The sequence below is a fragment of the Nostoc sp. EspVER01 genome (genome assembly GCF_034530635.1).
GTDB lineage: Bacteria > Cyanobacteriota > Cyanobacteriia > Cyanobacteriales > Nostocaceae > Nostoc.
Genome location: NZ_JAVRCS010000046.1, coordinates 1 through 20,630 on the forward strand (window position 1 = coordinate 1; position 20,630 = coordinate 20,630).

21 protein-coding genes and 1 pseudogene are annotated in these 20,630 nt (G+C 40.2%); 8 read left to right on the forward strand and 14 right to left on the reverse strand.

The window, feature by feature from the left end:
- Positions 1 to 328: transposase (locus tag RMX69_RS25865; protein ID WP_322639143.1), on the forward strand; the 328-nt coding region annotated here is incomplete at its 5' end.
- A 30-nt stretch (positions 329 to 358) separates the two neighbouring features.
- Here the strand turns inward: RMX69_RS25865 and RMX69_RS25870 are convergent.
- From RMX69_RS25870 to RMX69_RS25905, 8 genes and pseudogenes are all read right to left on the reverse strand, one after another.
- Positions 359 to 496: pseudogene (locus RMX69_RS25870) on the reverse strand (hypothetical protein); the annotation flags it as partial.
- A gap of 629 nt (positions 497 to 1,125) precedes the next feature.
- The gene (locus tag RMX69_RS25875; RefSeq protein ID WP_322639144.1) at positions 1,126 to 2,139 is read right to left on the reverse strand and encodes a DnaJ C-terminal domain-containing protein; all 1,014 of its coding nucleotides are present in this window, start codon (positions 2,137 to 2,139) and stop codon (positions 1,126 to 1,128) included.
- Positions 2,140 to 2,253: 114 nt separating this feature from the next.
- A complete protein-coding gene (locus RMX69_RS25880) occupies positions 2,254 to 2,802 on the reverse strand; it encodes an AAA family ATPase (RefSeq protein WP_289796199.1) in 549 nt (182 codons plus the stop codon).
- A gap of 48 nt (positions 2,803 to 2,850) precedes the next feature.
- Positions 2,851 to 4,140, reverse strand: a complete 1,290-nt coding sequence (locus RMX69_RS25885; RefSeq protein WP_289796198.1) for a glucose-1-phosphate adenylyltransferase — start codon at positions 4,138 to 4,140, stop codon at positions 2,851 to 2,853.
- A 237-nt stretch (positions 4,141 to 4,377) separates the two neighbouring features.
- On the reverse strand, positions 4,378 to 4,677 hold the full coding sequence (locus RMX69_RS25890) for a hypothetical protein (RefSeq protein WP_322639145.1): 300 nt from the start codon (positions 4,675 to 4,677) through the stop codon (positions 4,378 to 4,380).
- Positions 4,678 to 4,846: 169 nt separating this feature from the next.
- Positions 4,847 to 5,284, reverse strand: coding sequence for a hypothetical protein (locus tag RMX69_RS25895; protein ID WP_322639146.1), 438 nt, complete (start codon positions 5,282 to 5,284; stop codon positions 4,847 to 4,849).
- The gene (locus RMX69_RS25900) at positions 5,274 to 5,930 is read right to left on the reverse strand and encodes a glutathione S-transferase family protein (RefSeq protein WP_322639147.1); all 657 of its coding nucleotides are present in this window, start codon (positions 5,928 to 5,930) and stop codon (positions 5,274 to 5,276) included. The genes RMX69_RS25895 and RMX69_RS25900 overlap by 11 nt, the downstream gene beginning before the upstream one ends.
- Before the next feature lie 4 nt (positions 5,931 to 5,934).
- Positions 5,935 to 6,219 carry a hypothetical protein gene (locus RMX69_RS25905; RefSeq protein ID WP_322639148.1) on the reverse strand — a complete coding sequence of 95 codons (285 nt, stop codon included), beginning with the start codon at positions 6,217 to 6,219 and terminating at the stop codon, positions 5,935 to 5,937.
- 177 nt (positions 6,220 to 6,396) lie between these two features.
- Between RMX69_RS25905 and RMX69_RS25910 the strand changes: the two genes are divergently transcribed.
- Positions 6,397 to 7,290 (forward strand): LysR family transcriptional regulator, encoded by an 894-nt coding sequence (locus tag RMX69_RS25910; RefSeq protein WP_322639149.1) that lies wholly within the window; start codon positions 6,397 to 6,399, stop codon positions 7,288 to 7,290.
- Positions 7,291 to 7,401: 111 nt separating this feature from the next.
- Here the strand turns inward: RMX69_RS25910 and RMX69_RS25915 are convergent, their stop codons facing one another.
- Entirely contained in the window at positions 7,402 to 8,043 is a 642-nt protein-coding gene (locus RMX69_RS25915) for a transaldolase family protein (protein ID WP_322639150.1), read from the reverse strand.
- A 104-nt stretch (positions 8,044 to 8,147) separates the two neighbouring features.
- Complete coding sequence (gene rbsK, locus RMX69_RS25920; protein WP_322639151.1) at positions 8,148 to 9,077, reverse strand: ribokinase; 930 nt, start codon at positions 9,075 to 9,077, stop codon at positions 8,148 to 8,150.
- A gap of 211 nt (positions 9,078 to 9,288) precedes the next feature.
- Here rbsK and RMX69_RS25925 point away from each other — a divergent pair, with 211 nt between their 5' ends.
- Together RMX69_RS25925 and RMX69_RS25930 are read left to right on the forward strand one after the other, a co-directional pair.
- The gene (locus tag RMX69_RS25925) at positions 9,289 to 9,552 is read left to right on the forward strand and encodes a helix-turn-helix domain-containing protein (protein WP_289796189.1); all 264 of its coding nucleotides are present in this window, start codon (positions 9,289 to 9,291) and stop codon (positions 9,550 to 9,552) included.
- Positions 9,549 to 10,466, forward strand: coding sequence for a hypothetical protein (locus tag RMX69_RS25930; protein ID WP_289796188.1), 918 nt, complete (start codon positions 9,549 to 9,551; stop codon positions 10,464 to 10,466). The genes RMX69_RS25925 and RMX69_RS25930 overlap by 4 nt, the downstream gene beginning before the upstream one ends.
- Here the strand turns inward: RMX69_RS25930 and RMX69_RS25935 are convergent.
- Positions 10,432 to 11,520, reverse strand: coding sequence for a DNA methyltransferase (locus RMX69_RS25935; RefSeq protein WP_289796187.1), 1,089 nt, complete (start codon positions 11,518 to 11,520; stop codon positions 10,432 to 10,434). The genes RMX69_RS25930 and RMX69_RS25935 overlap by 35 nt on opposite strands.
- Positions 11,521 to 11,634: 114 nt before the next feature.
- A complete protein-coding gene (locus RMX69_RS25940) occupies positions 11,635 to 12,804 on the reverse strand; it encodes a cysteine desulfurase family protein (RefSeq protein ID WP_322639152.1) in 1,170 nt (389 codons plus the stop codon).
- A gap of 218 nt (positions 12,805 to 13,022) precedes the next feature.
- Between RMX69_RS25940 and RMX69_RS25945 the strand changes: the two genes are divergently transcribed.
- A complete protein-coding gene (locus RMX69_RS25945) occupies positions 13,023 to 14,654 on the forward strand; it encodes a DUF655 domain-containing protein (protein WP_322639153.1) in 1,632 nt (543 codons plus the stop codon).
- Between the two features lie 165 nt (positions 14,655 to 14,819).
- On the opposite strand, the gene RMX69_RS25950 is transcribed toward RMX69_RS25945, so the two are convergent.
- Together RMX69_RS25950 and RMX69_RS25955 are read right to left on the reverse strand one after the other, a co-directional pair.
- The gene (locus RMX69_RS25950) at positions 14,820 to 15,896 is read right to left on the reverse strand and encodes a glycosyltransferase family 4 protein (protein WP_289796184.1); all 1,077 of its coding nucleotides are present in this window, start codon (positions 15,894 to 15,896) and stop codon (positions 14,820 to 14,822) included.
- Positions 15,897 to 16,518: 622 nt separating this feature from the next.
- Entirely contained in the window at positions 16,519 to 16,656 is a 138-nt protein-coding gene (locus RMX69_RS25955; protein WP_289796183.1) for a hypothetical protein, read from the reverse strand.
- 192 nt (positions 16,657 to 16,848) lie between these two features.
- On the opposite strand from RMX69_RS25955, the gene RMX69_RS25960 reads away from it, so the two are divergent.
- The 3 genes from RMX69_RS25960 to RMX69_RS25970 all read left to right on the forward strand — a co-directional run bounded on the left by RMX69_RS25960 (position 16,849) and on the right by RMX69_RS25970 (position 20,235).
- Positions 16,849 to 17,583 (forward strand): ABC transporter permease, encoded by a 735-nt coding sequence (locus RMX69_RS25960; RefSeq protein WP_322639154.1) that lies wholly within the window; start codon positions 16,849 to 16,851, stop codon positions 17,581 to 17,583.
- 325 nt (positions 17,584 to 17,908) lie between these two features.
- Entirely contained in the window at positions 17,909 to 19,747 is a 1,839-nt protein-coding gene (locus tag RMX69_RS25965; RefSeq protein ID WP_289796182.1) for a bifunctional serine/threonine-protein kinase/formylglycine-generating enzyme family protein, read from the forward strand.
- A 26-nt stretch (positions 19,748 to 19,773) separates the two neighbouring features.
- Positions 19,774 to 20,235: a hypothetical protein gene (locus RMX69_RS25970; protein WP_289796181.1), complete on the forward strand. Its 462-nt coding sequence runs from the start codon at positions 19,774 to 19,776 to the stop codon at positions 20,233 to 20,235.
- The last annotated feature ends 395 nt before the right edge of the window (positions 20,236 to 20,630 follow it).

Sequence of the window (20,630 nt, forward strand, 5' to 3'; positions counted from 1 at the left end):
ACTTGATTTCTGCACTCTATCTATCTTACGTTTTTTTTGGTTGACCTACTTAATTGCAGCAATTAGTATTAACAAAGTAGTTGCATTAATGACAATGAATGGTTCAATGGACGGCATTGCATTTGAATTATTTGTTGAGAAGTTTTTAGTACCACATTTATGGTCAGGAGCAGTGGTAGTAATGGATAATTTATCTGCACATAAACTAGATTCAATTGTGCCAATGATTGAAGCTGTAGGTGCGAAAGTTATTTGTTTACAGCGCTTCCGGCTATTATGCAATACAGTTTTTCTTCTTGTCCTCTCCTATCAAAGCTTTCAGATTTGAGGATGTACCTCATAGCTAACGGAAGTGCTGTATTGTTTCTACTAATCCTATCGCGTCTATGATTCCTGCTACTATCCCTAAATGGTCTATGTTCTGAATTTCAATGTCTTTGGTATTCAAAATCACAACAGTATTCTCCACGACTTCTGTTGCAATTCTCTCATTCATCTTTTTGTTATCAATTAATTCTTTTCACTATGAAGTTTTTCCTTTTTTCTGTCTTCGTCACAAAATTTCCTCTTCTCGCCAAATCAAGAGACTTAATACTACTTGTTCTCATTAAGTCTCTGGAATCTTGAATCTAACTTAGTTCCTATGTACTACTACGTCAGCTTTTTGTTGATGTGTGACAGTTAGGGTGCGGAAGGTGGGTTGTATCTCGATATGCGTTATCCCTGCCATTACACACCCTTAATACCACCTCTCTATTTTTTTAACATCTGTCACATTCTTTTTTCAAATCGGTATAAGTTTGAGCTTAACTTGACACCAATGGCATCTTGCCCGCCGTAATTATGCAATTTAAATGTGGAACAGCTTACCAATTAGAACTATTTTGCCTCGAAATACAATTCCAAGGCTAATAGTTCAAGTTCTCTTAACTGGACTAAACAACAATTCATCTCAAGTTCGGTTAAACACTCACCTGAACATGATTCAAGTCCACTTGAGTGAACAGTAGCTCAAAGCCGCAGAACTTAAGTTTTGGACAGGATGTGGTTTAGCATAATACTTTGACTGTTACCAAAATGTGGGTAATGACGAGATTTTAATTATGGGGATTCTCTTTTTGCTTATTAAAGCCTGAATTGGTTCAAATGACTACGGGGATTATAAGTACGTATAGCCCGGATTTTTTCATAATATTCCCGCTCTTGTTGGCTGAGGTCTTTTGGTGGAACAATCGCCACTTTCACCAACTGATCGCCGCGTCCACCTTTCGGGAGGGGCCAACCTTTGCCACGTAAACGTAGAGATTGACCAGAACGGACTCCTGCTGGTAGTTTGACATTAACTGAACCATCGGGAGTGGGTACATCAATAGATGCTCCCAGAGTCGCTTCATCTGGTGTGATTGGCACTTCGCATACCAAGTTATCGCCTTCCATTTGAAAGAAGGTGTGCGGCTGAAGTTCGACTTTTAAGTATAAATCCCCCCGTTGTTGAGTCATGGGGTTAATTTGACCTTTGCCCCGCACCCGTAAGCGAGTACCAGTTTTAGCCCCAGATGGAATGTTGACATCTATTGTTTCGTTACCTAAACTGAAGCGCTTTTTCACACCATTAAATGCTTCAGCAAAAGTTAGAGCGATCGCAGCTTCACTATCCTGGGTACTACCCGCACCTCCATCTTGAAACCCAAAATCGTTAAAGCTGCTGCTAAAATGGGTTGAAGTACCTGGAGAAGTGCGGTAAGAGTGACTTCGTGCCTGACTTTGGCGCCCCGCACCACGAGGGGGAGGACCACCAAAGCGTCCTAGCAACTCATTAATGAACTCATCAAAATTGCCGTATTGACTGAAGTCAAAGTTACCCATATCTGGGCCAGCACCGCCAGATGGGAAACCTTCACCAGCTTGTTTCCAATATTGACCGAATTGGTCGTACTTTTTACGTTTATCTGGGTCTGACACAACTTCGTAGGCTTCGCTAACTTCTTTGAAGCGTGCCTCTGCCTGTTTGTTGTTTGGGTTGACATCAGGATGGTATTTGCGGGCTAGTTTACGAAAGGCTTGTTTAATTTCCTCTGCACTGGCAGTCTTGCTGACTCCCAAAATAGCGTAATAGTCTTTGAAGTCGGTTGCAGCCATCTACCAGCCTCCTATAGAAATTCCCGTTATGTTTTAGAAGAGAGATGTTTAATTTGCCTGGTATGGTGCCAAACAAAAAGAATATGATTTCAAATTAACAAAAAATATAGAAAATCAAGTGTGGTTCTCGCTCACCAAGGAATCGCAATTCCCGTACTCCGATTTTTCTGATAAGCGGCTGAGGCTGTCTAGTCCTTCTTCCCGACTTGGGGGAGCATCCCGGAGTTGACGGTGCATCCGCAAAATAATTTCTTCTGGAACTTGGCGCGATCGCCTTTTATTCCGTGCCAAACACAGCCAAACTGGTGTATCCACCCAAATTCCCCTAATGTCGGTAAAGCCCAAGTTACGGGCTAAAGCAATGACTTCACGACGATGGCGGCGTTGGGCATTGGTGGCATCAAAAATAGCTGTATTAGTTGTGGAAATAGCTTGCTGAAATTGCCACTCAATTTCGCGCCAAATCAGTAACCACGGTCCTTGAACAGCTTGGGAACCGAACAATTTCCCCCGAATGGCATCGGTAGAAATTAGCGCCATTTGAGGGGATTGTGTCAGTAATTGTTTTGCCAAAGTTGACTTCCCGCTTCCTGGAAGACCAATCAGCAAAAAAAGTGAGCAGTGAGAAGTAAGAAGTGAGGAGTAATCAGAATTTTTAGTCATTAACTCCTAACTCCTAACTCCTAACTCCTAACTCCTAACTCCTAACTATTAAATGATTGTTCCATCAGGAATTACAGCATTTTTCATCACGACAACGATGCCACTACGGATGTAGAAACCTTGACTTTCTCGGTCAGCTTCTTGCACGTTATCTTTATTGATGATTTTGACATCGTGACCGATACTGGCATTTTTATCAATGATGGCACCGCGAATAATCGAGTCAGTACCAATACCTACAGGAATTTCACCTTTTTCTAGGTTACATTGGCGTTCTACAAAAGGTTGGTAAAAATCTGCACCCATGAGTAAGGACTCTTCGATGACACAACCAGATTCAATTCGCGATCGCACTCCCAAAACTGAATGTTGAATGCGGCAATTTTTCAAGATACAACCTTCGCCGATAATTGATTCTGTTACCTGGCAATCTAAAAGTTTACTTGGAGGTAAGTAGCGAGCGCGGGTATAAATTGGTGCTTTTTCATCGTAGAAACTAAAAGGTGGCTGGGGCTGCTGAGTCAGCGCTAGATTTGCATGATAAAATGCTTCGATTGTTCCAATATCTTCCCAGTAGTCATCAAAAAGATAAGCTTGAACGTTGTAATCTTTAGAGGCATCAGGAATAATTTCTTTGCCGAAATCAGTCCTTTCTGTACCTTCTCTCAACAACTTGAACAAAACCTCTTTTTTAAAGACATAAATCCCCATTGAGGCGATGTAAGGCTGCTCTTGGGCTTGTTCTTTTGTTAATCCTAGTACGCTTGTATCAACACGCATTTTGATTAACGCTTCACCTTTTGGTTTTTCGCTAAAATCGATTATCCTACCAGAATCATCAATTTTCATCAAACCAAAATCTGAGGCGCGGCGCTCATCAATGGGGATGACTGAGAGAGTAATATCAGCCCCCGTTTCTCTATGGCGCTGGATAAACTGGCGATAATCCATGCGGTAGAGATGATCGCCTGAGAGAATTAGATATTCGTCTGCATTCCATTCTTCCATTAACCAGAGGTACTGACGTACAGCATCGGCTGTACCTTGGAACCAGTTGGGGTTTTCTGGTGTTTGTTGTGCGGCTAGCACTTCTACAAACCCTTCATTGAAACCAGTAAAGTTGTAAGTACGGGCGATGTGACGATTCAGGGAAGCTGAGTTGAATTGTGTCAGGACGTAGATTTTGAATATTTCGGAATTTATGCAGTTACTAACAGGGATATCGATTAAGCGATACTTACCCGCCACTGGTACTGCTGGTTTAGCGCGTAGTTTGGTTAGTGGGTAAAGCCGAGTACCCGCGCCACCACCAAGGATGATTGATAAAACTTTTTTCACAAAATTTCTCCCAGCTGCCTTTCAACTCTCACTCTCAGTTTAGGACTGTCTGCCACCACAAGTAAGGGGGATCATCTGATTCTTTGGGATGAATTTTAGAGAATGCTGGTATTGTATGGATGGTGCGGCTGATAAGTAGAAAGATAGAACATTTGTATTAATTGGAATGAAAGATAGGGAGGCGATCGCTATAGCCGAAAAATTAACAGAGAATTGTTTTTGGAACATCACATCAGATCAAACACTGAAGCTGCCTAAACTTTTCCTCTGATTTAACAAACGCAATTGCTGCGATCGCTTTAAATACTTCACCCAAGGTTCCTCTGACAACTGGGAAATGGCATTTGGTGACAGTGTTGCTGTGAAAATATCTTTACCACTGGTGACACTACTAACGCCCAAACTTTCTAAAATAGCGATCGCAGCCGAGTCCAAAACTGATTCGGTATGTATAAAAACCGCCAAACTGGGTTCCTCTAAGTTTGGAACATCATTTAGTGCTGTAGCAAGGGCAGCATCTAGCTTTTGATAATTCATCAGCAATTCCTTGGTAAAAAAGGTAGGCAATTTTTAGCCTATCCTACAACCAAGGTATCAAATTTATGAGTTTTTATTACCTATCTTTCTACAGACTTAATGCATGAATTTCTACGTCCAATTACAGATTTAGTGCTGTTATCTTTAGCTGTTGAGCTTTTTTCAAAACCTAAATGCCCAGTATGCTTGCAAGAGTAGGCAAATAAGTTTTGAAGACTTCGGCTAGTTTACTAGCATCCGTAACAGCAGATGCTATGCCTTTAAGAGCATTGAGAGCCATTGAGCAGAGTTTATTTCCTCGTTCTCCTGATGGCTTTTTCCCTTCTTCTGCTATTGCTAAAAAAGTTGAATAGATAAAGTGATAAGTTGCCAACCCAATAGTATCGCCATCAACCTCAGCCAAAAGAACAAAAGCAAGAGGCATTTCTCCAAATAAATCAATTTCTAGCTTTTGAGGAGTTGCTTTTACAGATTCAGGACAACCATCAAATTGGGCTTTCAAATAAATCAATTCCATAATGGCAGGAATATCCCTTTGGTTTGCATCTCTAATTAGAATATTTCTGCCTTTTATGTTCTCCCCATTTGCTACTTCACTAAAACTCATTTTGGGGAATAATTTCTGTCTCATTTTTTGCTGCATTTATCCACTCTTGCATTGCTGGAAGTGCCAAAACTGACTCCACATAATTTCTAGAAACATGATCTAACTCCACATCATAGGTGATAAACCGCAGGACAACTGGAGCAAAAAACGCATCAGCAATCGTGAAATTACCAAATAACAAATTGCCAGTAGTCCCAAACTTTTGACGTGATTCTTGCCAAATAGTAGTAATGCGGTCAATGTCTTGTTGTACGCCGGGTTCTAAACCTTTCCCAGGATATTTAGTACGGCAGTTCATTGGCATATTCTGACGCAAGTTTTGAAATCCTGAGTGCATTTCTGCACTGATAGAACGGGCTAATGCTCTTGCAGCCTTATCCTTTGGCCACCATTGCAAAGTTGGAAAAGTTTCAGCTAGATATTCACAAATAGCGAGAGAATCCCACACTGTTTGTTTATCGTGCAATAACACAGGTACTTTTCCTGATGACGAATATTGCCGAATTTTCAATGAATAATCTGGGTGGTTATAAAGAGGAATCCGAATCTCATTAAATTCCAAACCGAATTGCTTCATCGCTAACCAAGGACGAAGTGACCAAGATGAATAATTTTTGTTGCCGATTACCAAAGTAAGTTGTGTCATGTTTTTAATACCGATAAAGTTGTTCAATCCACATAAACACATCAGTTTCGGAACCTGAAGAAAAATATTTTCTGGTCGCCGGGTCGTAAGCTTGCCAATAGATATTACCGTGGCGGTCAACCTTTTGCCAAACTTGTAATTCATTAGGATCTGCTAGGAGGTTTTTGACAAAATTTTCCCAAATCAGATGCAGAGATTTCCAGAAGTTTGAGTGGATTTTTTTCTGGAATGACGGACTACAATTTATTTCTATATCTTCTTTTGATAGACACCTAATGTTATTGTTCATAAAATTATTCCTGAAAGTTGCTCAGTAAATAAAACAGTAACAACATCTCAATTAGGAATCAAATCATGGCTTGCATAGGTTCTATAAATAGGATTTATAGATATGAAAAATCACTAATACAACCTTTTTGCCACAATAAAGTCAGGATGTGTATACCCTTGTTCTCATCAATTGCCTATGAAACTCTCTCAACTCCGAGCCATAGTTGCAGTAGCAGATCGTGGTAACTTTAGTGAAGCAGCCTTAGAATTGCAGCTTTCCCAGCCTGCAATTAGTCATGCGATCGCCACCCTAGAAGAAGAATTGGGTGTACCATTATTTGCGAGAGGTCGTCACGGTGCTGTGCTGACACCAGCTGGAGAGCGTATTTTGTATCATGCGCGTCAAGCAATGCAGCATCTAAAGATGATGCAACACGAAGCAAACCTACATAAAGGTTTACACGGTGGTCATGTGCGAATTGCGGCTTTTCGGAGCGTCGCTACTCATCTATTACCAAAAGCGATCGCCCAATTTCACAATCAATTCCCAGAAATTGCTGTCACAATCATAGAGTGTGCTGCTTTCACGGATGTAGAGCAGTGTTTGCATGATGGACGTGCCGATATTGGTATTACCTGTCTGCCAACTGGTGAAGAATTTGAAACCTGGGAAATTTTTCGGGATGAGTATATAGCTTTACTACCACCAGATACCAAAATTAGCAGTCCGAAAATTACTTGGGAAGACATAGCAGCCTATCCGCCGGTTTTACTTCCTTGTACTCCCTGTGGACGCATTCTTCACAACCACCTGAAGACTTTAGCAATTCCAATCCATACTGCTAGCGACATTCAAGAAGATTCCACAGTCGTTAGCATGGTGAATCAAGGATTAAGAGCAGCTATTATGCCTCGTTTAGCAGCTGTACCCATTCCCCCAAAGGTACAAGTATACAGTTTACCTGCACCGCTTGAAAGAGTAATTGCAACTGCAACTTTATCTAATGCCCTGCAAGTACCTGCGGTATTCACATTTTTGGAGATGTTGAGTAAATTTGATTTTTATAGTTTAGCTAAATTCACTTATTGAACACATCCGAATTACGAACTTGTATTGAGCGTCTTGCCTTGAGCGTATCGCTAAAGCGAAAGCTCCGCTAACGCGTAGCGTCTCGTAGAGAAGTCGAAAGGAGCCGAAATATTACGAATTACTTAAACCAATGCCTCCTTTCGCGAATTCTTCAACGGTTTTTTGTGAGAATTCATGAGTTGCGATCGCCTGCAACATTGCCAATGGTAAAGTTAAATGATTCGCCCCGGCTTGCAACGATGCGGCTGCTTCTTCAGGAGATTTGATACTAGCTGCCAAGATTTCCGTATCACTACCTTTGAGTACGCTAGCCATATCCCGCACTAAAGCAATACCATCACCTAACAATCGGGTAGCTCGATTTACATAAGCTATGGCAATTTTAGCTCCTGCTTCCCGTGCTACTGCTGCCTGTGCTGCACTATAAATCGCTGTCACCGAACAGGTAATCTCTGGTGAGAGACTCGCCACCACTTCAAATCCTAACGGTGTTGCGGGAATCTTCAAAATTGTTTGTGAACCAATAATCTCGAAAGCTTTTCTAGCTTCAGCTAGCATCCCAGCTTTATCAGATGCCATAAGTTGATAGTATAACGGGCCATTTGTCAAGGCAACCAATTTTTTGAGCGTGGTTTCTGGTGGAGTATCGCTTTGAGATAACAGCGTGGGATTTGTGGTGATACCTTTTACCCATCCCCAAAGCTTAACAACTTCAGCTTCCGATGCGATCGCGGAGTCTAGATATAGTGCCATACTTAATTCCTCACTTTTCCTACCTGCATTTCTGCTGCTATACACCCTACATCGTTCAGAAGCTTTGCACTGATATTTCTGCCAATCCCTATCAGGTAAGTATTTTACCTGCTTATTCCCCTTTCCTGAAGAAATGCATCAAATGTAAACCTATCAGGTAGCGAAGTTTGTGCGCCTGGTTTTGTTGCTGTCAAAGCACCCGCTGCTGCACCCCAAACAACTGCTTGATGTAAGGAAAGTCCTTCAAAAAGTGCCGCCGCTAAACCACCATTAAAAGCATCGCCTGCGGCTACTGTGTCAACTGCATGAACTGAAAACGCAGGTACAAAAAACTTTTCTTCAGCAGTAGCACAAAAAACACCCTTAGCACCCAGTTTGACGATCGCACATTTCACGCCCCGTTGTAATAAAACCGCAGCAGCTTTGGCTGCTTGTTCTTCTCCATTCACAGGAAAACCAACCAACTGCGCTGCTTCAACTTCATTCGGTGTAATAATATCAACCAATGGATACAATTCATCTGGTAAATTAGACTGTGCGGGTGCGGGGTCAAAAATTACTTTTATATTTGCACCTTTTGCGGCTTTAGCAGCAGCAATCACGGCAGTAATCGGAATTTCTAGTTGTAAAAGTAGTGCTGTAGCTTCTGGTAATAAGTGGGATAATTGCTCTACATCTTCTTGATTGACGCGCCCATTTGCACCAGGAATAACGACGATTTGATTTTCACCAGTCTGACTCACGGTGATAATAGCGACTCCAGAACTAACAGTTTTATCCACAAAAATGTTATCAGTCTGCACACCAGATGTTTGCAAATTGTTAACAAGTTCCTTACCAAAATCATCTGCACCTACACGCCCTACTATCTGGGTAGGAATGCCCAATTTTGCTAATGCTACGGCTTGATTGGCTCCTTTCCCTCCCGAAACTTTAAAAAATTCTTCTCCTAGCAACGTTTCTCCTGCGACTGGCAACCGGGGTGTTGTTGCTACCAAGTCTATATTTATGCTGCCGAAGACGATAATACTCATAATGCTGATTTCTATTGATAATATTATATGATGCGATCGCAAACTGCATAAATATCGCCTTTACTCAGGAACTTGCATAAGAACTGTGATGTCTACGATGGGCTGTTAGGTGACGCACTAGGCTAAGACATCTAAAAATATCCTATTTTGGGATTATCCGAAATCGGGTTTATTGTGTTCAACGTATACATAGTGCTAAAGCCAAGGCACAATGAAATTTGTTTTCAGCCAAGACTATGAAATATTCCGTCGCTGTATGATTGCGGCTCGTAAGGAAGCAAAATTAACTCAACAGACTCTTGCTAAATCGTTGAAAAAGCCACAATCTTTTGTAGCCAAATACGAAAATGGTGAACGGCGGTTAGATGTAATTGAGTTTCTATTAGTTACTCGCGTAATCGGTATAGATCCTTGCGATATTCTCAGAAAAGTTGAACAAGGAATATCTGAAGCATCTTGTGAGGAAGAGGTATGAAGACACAGGATGTAATCAGGCTGGCATCTCAGTATATAGATAATTTATCGGGTCATATTTTTGACGTTTTAGATATATCTAAGCCTGTAACTGTAGATGCAGCACTAAACTTGGCTAAAGTTATTTCAAAGCTTTCACCCTTACTCGGAAATTTAATCGAATTTAACACAGTAGAATTTTTGAATAAACAAAATGAATTTTCTGACTTTGGAAACTGGCAGAGACAAGATCCAGGTTTTCCAGATACTATTTTTGTAGGAAAAGTTCAACCGACACCAGGATTAGAAATTAAAGCATGGTTTCCATTAGCAACAGAAATAACAGCACGCTTTAAAGACAGTCAAAATCATTTTAAGTACGATCAAACCTATGTTGCTATGCTGGCATGGTTGCCGGAGAAAATTATCTATGGCAAGCCTCGTATTCTTGATGTATGTGTTGTCTCTGGTTTGTCTGTAGCTTTAGCTAGAGATACTCATTATCATAATCCGCCAGATTATATTGTTTTGGAGCCAGAAGATACAACTCAAAGAACAGCAAATTTACAGCAGACAAACACTAGCGGTTATAAATTTCAAGGATCTGTTGAAGAGTTATTAGAAGCTAAAAAAATAGTTGACTCATGGGGTGTTGAAGGAAAAATCTATAAACCAACTAGAGAATATCAGCACCTTCTACGTGAACTATTGATCCGGTATAAATACAGACTGGATACTAATTTTGCAAAGATGGACAGAATTGTGCATCCAGGTATTGAAAAATTTAAGCAGCGTGTCTATAATATTGAAGTTTCTAGTATTACAGTTAGTCAATGGAATAAGCTGCTATCAAGTCATCGAGAAGACAGAATCAAAAAATTTTTACAAGATTATCTAGAGATTAGAGAAGCGAGCATTGATGAACTTCTTGATTAAATCTCTGCACTCCATAATAAAAATAATCTGGATCAATTTCGCAAGAGTAAGCTTTTCGTCTCAGTTTACGTGCTGCTAGAGATGTACTGAATAGTCCTCCGAAAGGTTCCCAGATAACATCGTTCTCATCACTTGAAGCTTCAATAATAACGCCCATCAAATCAAGAGGCTTCTGATTAAGATGTAGTGCTTTTCCAGAAGGAATCTTAACTCTTTCATTGCCCCGTAGAGCTTGTCGATCCCAAACATTTGTAAAACCATAAGGGCATTTGAATTTTGAGCGCATCTTACTCCATTGTTGTCCTGTTAAAGATTGGTTTCCATCTAAAGAAAAGTAAGGTCTTCCTTCTGGATTTCCATGATCGTTTGCATAGTTCACTAACCTCTCAAACATCTCTGGAGGAGGGAAATACCATAAGTGTCCTTGATCGAAATACTTCCTAGTTGCAGCATTAGCTACACCACAAGCCTCGTTTGCTTGTCGTCGTCGTAATCCAGAACGTTTCCACTCTTTTAACAACCATTCTTTCAGGGTCAGTTCCTTGACTTTAACTTCTCTTACATATTGAACACACACTTCTGTAACAACAGGAAATCTACGAATTTTTTCTGTATTAACATTCCCTGCTATATGACCTTTTCCTTTGTTCCAAATATTACAATTAGCATAACGCCAACCATGCTTTTCTAAAATTGGATGCACAACAGCCCAGCCAATTTCTGAATTCCAAAACCATAGTGTTGTGCATGGTATGGCTGCTTTTGACCATGCTTCAATATGAGGTTCATACCAATTAGGTAAATCAATATGATCTGAAGTATCTCCTTCAAAACCAAGAACACCGTAAGCTCCATCTGAAACGATGACTGTAGGCTGCTCCCAATTGTTGTAATGTTCGAGACTATCACCCATATATAGAGCAACACTTTCATCATTCCATGCAGAAAAATTTAAGTTAGTGTTGAGGTTGACTACTTTTCCACGACCAACTGTGCTGGTAGCCTTGCGTTTTAAAGTCTTGAGAGAACTCGGTTCTGGGTTAGATAGACTCATTTATTGGTTTACTTGGCTCTGAAACTTGAGTACCTCTGATTTTATCCTATTTTGGGATACTTATATCATAATGTAGCTAGTATTCCTATAGGTATGCGATTTGTTACAATTGTTTTAACGCTTAACTAAAGATAAATTTGGTGTCAGCCTTTGCAAAACTTGCTTCAACACCATCACTGTCCAATCTATATCAGCTTCCGTCGTCTCACGCCCCAATGTGATGCGAATTCCACCCAAAGCGGCTTTTTCCGAATAGCCCATCGCTAAAAGTATCGGGCTAGGACTAAGTTTACCACTGTGGCAGGCAGCACCAGCACTGATGCCAATGCCTGCAAGGTTTAGCTGTCGCACCAAGGTTTTACCGCTAAGTTTTTCCCCATCGGCGTTTTCTAAGCACATACTGACATGATGAGGTAAACGATCGCAAACATCCCCTGTAGGGATTAAACCAGGAATCTCAGCTAATTGGGCAAAAGCGCGATCGCGTAATTCAATCAATCGTGGTGTTTCTGTAGCCAATTCTTCGGCTGCTAATTCTGCTGCTACACCAAACCCCGCTATTATCGGTACTGCTTGCGTACCAGAACGCAGTCCCATTTCTTGCCCACCACCACCCAGCAAGGGCATTAACTCCACACCAGGACGCACATATAACGCTCCTGCACCTTGCGGCCCATATATTTTATGACTGGAAAGGCTAAGTAAGTCTACAGGAAGTTGTTGCACATTTATGGGTAAGCGTCCCGCAACTTGCACCGCATCTGTGTGGAACAAAGCACCATGCGATCGCACAATTTTACCCAGTTCTGCGATCGGTTGCACAGTCCCAACTTCACTTTGACCGTAAATTATAGAAACTAAGGCTGTGTTATGTCGCAACGCCGCTTTTAAATTTAAGGGATTGACTCTACCTTTAACATCTACAGACAAGCGCGTAACTTCCCAACCCCACATTTCTAGCAACCTTGCTGTCTCAGAAATTGCAGAATGTTCAACGCTGGAGATAATTAGATGTTGAGGTACAGCATACAACCGAGCCACACCCATAATCGCCAAATTATCTGCCTCAGTGCCACCAGAGGTAAAAACAATCGATTCAGGGGTAGCGGCATTAATTAAACCAGCAACTTGGACTCTGGCTTGTTCTACAACCGTTGCCGCCCGTTGTCCCCACTCATGTAAACTGGAGGGATTGCCCCACTGTTGAGTGAGGATTGTTTGCATAACTGCGATCGCTTCTTTTCGAGTTGGAGTAGTGGCGCTGTAATCTAGATAAATTTGCATAAAACCGATAATAGTGAGAACACACGTTGGTGATAGACTGCGGATTTGTCAGCATATACAGTTTTAGTGAACAAATCCTGAAAAAAAATATCTGTAATTTTACATCTAGCAGTGAATTTTTTCCTTGACTTGGAAACTTATTTCTCTACTTAATTCAGAACACAAAATTTTGGGAATGATAAATATATCCACTCCCAATCCACTTTTAACAGATTACAGTGCAACTTATCTCTAGACAAAGATATTTTTTATATATCTTTTTACTGATATTCTCCCTCCCTGGTTGTCAACGAGTCCAGTCTTATAATCAGCGTCCAGCACCCTTACCACAAGACCCGTTAATTCAAGCTTACTTTAACCATTCTGAGTCTTCAGAATACCAAGAAGCTTACCGTCAGCAAACTCGCCTGGGGGATGATTTAGAAAAACAGATTGTGGATGCGATTACACAAGCTAAATCTACAGTAGATATAGCGGTACAAGAATTACGTTTACCCAAAGTTGCCCAAGCATTGGTTGATAGACAAAAAGCTGGGGTAAAAGTCAGGATAATTTTAGAAAATATCTATAGCCGACCTTGGAGTAGCTTAACATCTGCTGAAGTAGGTAAGTTAGATAAAAGAGAACAGGAACGCTACAATGAATTTCGCAAATTTATCGATATTAATCAAGATAATCAACTTAGTCCGGCAGAAATCAATCAAAGAGATGCTTTGATAATTTTGCAGAATGCCAAAATTCCCTGGCTAGACGATCGAGCAGATGGTTCAGCGGGTAGCAGCTTGATGCATCATAAATTTGTGATTGTGGACAATCGCCTAGTAATTATCACTTCAGCTAATTTTACATTAAGTGATACTTCGGGTGATTTTACAAATTCTAGTAGTTTAGGCAATGCTAATAACTTATTGCAGATTGACAGCCCAGAATTAGCTGCTTTATTTACAGAAGAGTTTAATATTATGTGGGGTGACGGGCCGGGAGGTCAACCAGATAGTCGATTTGGTTTGCAAAAGCCGATACGTTTACCTAAACAAATAACTTTAGGTAATACCAAAATTACTGTGCAATTTTCGCCTACTTCTCCAACTCAACCTTGGAGTAACAGTAGTAACGGTTTAATTGGTAAAACTTTAGGTTCAGCAACCAAGTCTATTGACATGGCCTTATTTGTCTTTTCCGAACAACCTCTTGCCAATATTGTAGAAAAACGCCATCAACAAAGCGTGCAAATTCGCGCTTTAATTGAACCACAATTCGCCTACCGCCCTTATAGCGAAGCCTTAGATATGATGGGGGTTGCTCTTAGTAACAAATGTAAATATGAAGTTGACAATCATCCTTGGCAAAATCCAATCACTACCGTAGGTGTACCTGTATTACCCAAAGGCGATTTATTGCATCACAAATTTGGTGTTATTGATAGTCAAACTGTAATTACAGGCTCTCATAATTGGTCAGATGCTGCTAATAATGGTAACGATGAGACGCTTGTAGTGATTGAAAATCCGATAGTTGCTGCCCATTATATGCGAGAATTCGCTCGTCTTTATACCAAAGTCAAACCCGGTTTACCACCAGCAATTCAAGAAAAAATTAAATTAGAACAAACACGGTGTCCTCAGATAAAAACTTCTTCATCAAGTGAAGTACAAGCAATTCAAAAAGTCAATATCAACACCGCAAGTTTAGAAGAATTGGCAACTCTCCCTGGCGTGGGTAAAAAATTAGCGCAGCGAATAATTATTAGTCGTCAACAGCAAAAATTTACATCTTTACAAGACTTAGAAAGAGTTCCAGGAGTGAGTGCTAAAATGTTGGGAAAATGGAGCGATCGCATAATTTGGTAGCAGTCTTTATTTACTTTTAGCAATTGCTAATTGGTAAATATAGCGATTTTTTTGATAAAAGGCTTGATTTTGCATTAGCCCACCTCCGTGGGCTACCCTGCGGGAAGCCGCAAAGCGTCTATGTTTGTGTAGCCGCGAATTCTATTCGCCAAGGCTGTAAGATTACTAGCTAGCTAAATCAACCAAACTGCGATAGCGCCCATTCTGAGAAAATCGTTCTGCGATTATTTGTTGATAAACCGCTTCATAGCCATCGGTCATGTGTTCAACGCTGAAAAGGTTTTCGACATACTGACGACAAGCATAACGGTCTAACTCGATGACGCGATCGATGGCACTGATGCACTCTTGAATATTATTGCAGAGGAAACCCGTCTTGCCGTGAGAAATTACCTCTTCAGTAGACCCCAATTTCATCGCAATCACTGGCGTACCAGAAGCCATTGACTCTACCATCACCAATCCAAATGGTTCCCGCCAAGTGATGGGGAATAGAGTTGCTACTGCACCTCCCATTAGGGCATTTTTTTGAGCATGGTTAGCTTCACCCAGATACTCAATTTGCTCTCCGTCAATATGTGGTTTAATTTCCTTCTCAAAGTATTCCACATCAACGACATCAATCTTACCTGCCATTTTTAAATGCCAACCAGTTTCTTTGGCAATTTCTATAGCTAAGTGCGCTCCCTTCTCTGGAGACATCCGACCTAAAAACGCTAAGTAAGGAGGAGCTTCTGGTTGGGAGTGAAACTCATAACTGCTGACATCAATCCCGTTGTAAACCGTCGCTACATAGTTCAATCCTAACCGTGGTTCTCGTTGTGCATCAGAAATATTGATGTAGGGTTGTTTTTTACCAAAACTAAACATCTTTTCGTTGTCAGGAGTAAAAATACCGTGCAACGTGTGAACCGTAGGAGTTTTTACCAGATTTGCGTAAGCCAACGCCCCATGTCCGATATGGGAGTGAATAATATCAAACTCTTCTGCGCGTTCGTACACCGAAGCTAGATTCAGCATCTCGTAAATGCCGTAATCTTTGATAGTAGGATCGAGTCTGAGAGCGCGGGGATGAACTGAAGTTAGTTTTGCTAGACTAATAGAATCTCCCGATGCAAATAAAGTTACTTCATGTCCGCGTCGGACTAACTCATCGGTCAGTAACCCTACTACTAACTCTATGCCACCATAAGCTGGAGGCGGAACTCTCTCCCACAGTGGAGCTAATTGAGCAATTTTCATCACAAACCTCCTAAAAAATAAAACTTGAATTAGAAGTTTTTTATTTCTGTTGTTTTAGTGCTTGTAATTTATCCACCTTGGCATCAGAAAGTAACTTCAGATACTAAACTTATTAACAATTTCCCTTAAATCTTAAGCTGTACCTTCTATATTGTTTGTCTATCCTAGTACGGAAATTACCCACTCCTAAAGAGGTAGCTGTATTCTGATTTATTAATTTTTATGTTATTTATATTAGTTTTCAATAGAAGTTTTTTTCTAAACAGAAACTTTCTATAATCATCAAAAACTGTCATTAAAAGGTAGCTTTGACTGAAAAAGCTCTATTTATAGACATCAATCATACAATTTTAAAATGTTAATTAAAGAATAAAGTCTGTAGACACTCTTTGGGCGGCTTTCCGTACTCTAAAGGATCATCTCTAGCCGAAGAAAAGGTAAATTTTCGTAAAGTAGTTACTTTGAAATCAGAAGTAGCAATTTTTATGAGAATTTCTATCCAAGTTCCTAAAAGTAAAATTAACCTGACTTTTAAATTTGTATGAAAAAAAGCAAAAAATCTAACCCGAACCGTTCCGCTCGTTGTGTTATGTTGAAATCTGCCTAATTTTATTGCTTGATTTTAGGGGTTATTTTTCGTCTTTTTTCGACCTCCTGAACGCCTCATAAATTTAGGGGCTTGTATCCCTTTTTGAATTTTGAATTCGAGCGATCGCGCACCGTCTCGTAGAGAAGCGAGAATCACATTAAAATGACTCATAAAATCTCTGCGTTCTCTGTGCCTCTGCGGTTCGATAAATAAATTTTAAATCGTAATTGACTTATTGCATAAAATATGCTATTTTATATTGCTATCAATAATATATATAAAATAAACGTGAATATCTCTCCATCTCTCAAAAAACCGCGTGTCTCATGGCAGGCGGTTTTCTCACTGTTGATATTTGTGTTCATGTACCTGCCCATACTAGTACTTGGCTTTTATAGCTTCAATCAGTCACCCTACAGTGCAAATTGGCAAGGATTCACTCTCGATTGGTATCGTAAGTTGTTCAGTGACGATCGCATCTTATCAGCTTTGCAAAACAGTCTGATAGTTGCTGGTTGTGCCGTGGCAATTTCCGCAGTACTGGGAACCTTGATGGCAGTTGGGTTGGCGCGTTACGAATTTCCTGGTAAAAAATTGTATCGGGGTATTGCTTACCTACCATTGATTATTCCCGATATTGCGATCGCAGTGGCTACCCTAGTATGTCTAGCAGCCTTTGCGATACCTTTGAGTTTATGGACAATAGTTGCAGCCCATGTGGTGTTTTGTCTGGCTTATGTCGGACTTGTGGTTGCTTCCCGACTGACTAATTTAGATCCACACTTAGAAGAAGCAGCACTAGATTTAGGTGCAACACCAACCCAAGCTTTCATCAAAGTATTGCTACCTCAATTAATGCCTGGGATTGTCGCTGGTTGTCTCTTGGCTTTTGTTCTTAGCCTAGATGACTTTCTTATTGCTAGTTTTACTGCTGGTAGTGGTTCTAACACCTTGCCAATGGAAATTTTTAGCCGCATTAGAAGCGGAGTTAAACCTGATATTAACGCGCTGAGTGTCATGTTAATTTTAGTATCTGCGATCGTTGCCCTTGTAGCGGAATTAATTCGCGCTTCTGGAGAAAATAAAACTTTTAAATAATAGTCGCAATTGGCAATAAAAGTTATAGGTAGGTGATTTCGTTCTTCGTGAACTTTTTTAGATAGTAAACAACAGCTATATTAAAATTGAGGGTGCATTACGGCAAGCCTAACGCCCAAATATTATGGCAATGTGCCGTACTTTCTGCTAACACAACGTCATCGTATAGATAAGTCAATAAATATAATTTATTCATTCTTATGCCCTCGTGTGAAAGATAGTTTTAAGCACATAAATCAACTTCCGTGTTCGCTTCTCTACATAACTGTTTTCAATTAGATAATATTGGGGCTAACTTTGGAGAAGATGCTATTTCCCCCTCATTATGCAAATCTGCCAAAATCCCAATTGCTCAAATCCATTCAACTCTGATAGCAATAGATTTTGCGTGAGTTGCGGACAAAGCAACTTTGGTAAACTTCTCAGAAACCGTTATCGCGTATTAAGACTATTAGGCGAAGGTGGATTTAGTAGAACCTATGCTACAGAAGATGTAGACAGACTAAACGCCCCTTGCGTCATCAAGCAATTTTTCCCGCAGTTTCAGGGAACAGGACAACGCACTAAAGCCGCAGAATTTTTCAAAGAAGAGGCTTTTCGGTTGTATGAACTGGGAGAAAATCATACGCAAATTCCCAGATTACTAGCTTATTTTGAACAAGGTACTAGCTTGTATCTCGTACAAGAATTTATTCAAGGAAAAACTCTTTTACAAGAAGTTCAGCAACAAATTTATGGCGAACAACAAATTTGGGAACTTTTAGCTGATTTATTGCCAGTTCTGCAATTTATTCATACTCATAACGTCATTCATCGCGATATTAAACCAGAAAATATCATCCGCCGTGCAAGTGATGAAAAACCCGTATTAATTGACTTTGGCGGTGCTAAACAAGTAACACAAACCAGTATCGGAAGACAAGCTACAGTAATTTATACCCTTGGCTATGCCCCAACAGAACAAATGGCTGGATTTGCTTGTCACGGCAGTGATTTGTATGCTTTGGGCGTAACTTGTGTGCGTCTTTTAACTCAATGTTTGCCCTTGCAGGATGCTTCTGGACAGATTAATGACCCTATTTATGATGCCATGAGCGCTAAGTGGTTGTGGCGCGAACGTTTACAAGAAAAAGGTATTACTATCAGCGACGAATTAGGAAAAATTTTAGATAAATTACTCAAACATCTACCGAGTGAAAGGTATCAAACAGCAGTAGAAGTCATCAACGATGTAGAGTTGGCCACATCGAACATTGAACCTATTGCCTTAAAAATTGTTTCGATGCCTCAACCTATATTACCGCCGCTACCACAAAAAGTAATCGTCCCATTACCCCCATTAGAAACCTTTGAATTTAACGTAGTGACAGTAGACACAGGTGGTAGAGAAGTAAACCGCATGAACTGTAATGCAAACTTCTTTGCTGAAGAATTAGGTAAGTCTGTCACATTAGAAATGGTATCGATTCCTGGTGGGACTTACATGATGGGTTCACCAGAATTTGAAGGAGATGCTGACGAACGTCCTCGACATCAAGTTACCGTTGAACCATTTTTTATGGGGAAATTTCCTGTAACTCAAGCACAGTGGAGAGTAGTAGCAGCTTTACCCAAAGTCAAACAAGCTTTAAATCCCCATCCATCGAAATTCAAAGGTTTAGATAGACCAGTAGAAAATGTATCTTGGTATGAGGCTGTAGAATTCTGTCTCAGGCTATCAGAAAAAACTGGACGCGACTATCGTTTACCAAGTGAAGCGGAATGGGAATATGCTTGTCGGGCTGGAACTACAACCTCATTCCACTTTGGCGAAACGATTACCTCTGAGTTAGTCAGCTGCACTATGGAACCAAAAAGCAAATTCCGTAAAGAAACAACAAACGTCGGTAGTTTTGAAGTCGCCAACGCCTTTGGATTGTACGATATGCACGGGTTAGTTTGGGAATGGTGTGCTGATTCGTGGCATAACAATTACAATGACGCACCCTTAGATGGAACAGCTTGGGAAGTTGGCGGTGATATAAATCGTCGGGTGCTACGCGGTGGTTCTTGGAGTTTCAGTGCAGAACTGTGTCGCAGCGCTAGCCGTAGCTGGAATGAGTCAGACGGTGGACTGAGGGTTTGTGGCTTTAGAGTAGTATTTTCTGTAGAGGAGATTATTTAGTAATTTAATACTAGGCTATATAAATTATGAACAACAGAATTGAGAAAGGTGACATAGTAGTTATAAATAAAAGTGGAAAATATTATCAGCAAGTGGGTGAAGTTAGTGAGGTAGATTACAATATTTTCTTTGTCAAAATAGTTTTAGTAAAGTTAGGTAATCAAGAAGAAGCCTTTGAAGAAAAAGATTTACAATTACAAACTAAAAAGCCCACCTTGCAAGAAATAATTGTATCAGTAGACAAAATTTTAGAACAAGTTGCTCAGATTGCCCACTTGCCGACACAAGAGAAAGTAGAGTTACCCAACCGTTTGAAATATCTGAAATTAGATATTCCTAAACTAGATAAGCAGTTGATTCAAAAAAACTTCGACAGTATAGATAAAATACTCGCAGCAACAAGAGAAACAGACTCATCAGCAAGCTTTTGGCAGGAAATAGGTCCTAATTTGGAGAAAATAAGCTGGTGGATTAGAACAAGTTTGTGAACTAAGAAGTAAATCGGCGATAATAAATCAGCTTTCTTTGGTTCTCAGCTAGAGTCTGCAAATGCCTAATTAGACTTCTTGCATGAATCAAAAACCCTGACCCTCAATCCCTCTCCTAACCTTGGGAGAGGGATTTTAAAATTGGCTCATAAATAATTTAGATTGGACATAATTAAACGTAACTATATTTTTTTCATCTTCTCTACTTAATGCTTTATAAATTAAGCTATACGCCTTATTTTGAGTAGTAATTTTTATTTGTACCCGCTTAGTTAATTTTGCATTTGTAACTATATGATTGGAATTTTGCTATTAACTAGACTTTTGCCTAGTCTTAACTTTTGAGAATAGTTGGTTAGCAGTAATTTCTGACCTTATAGATTAATAAATGACAT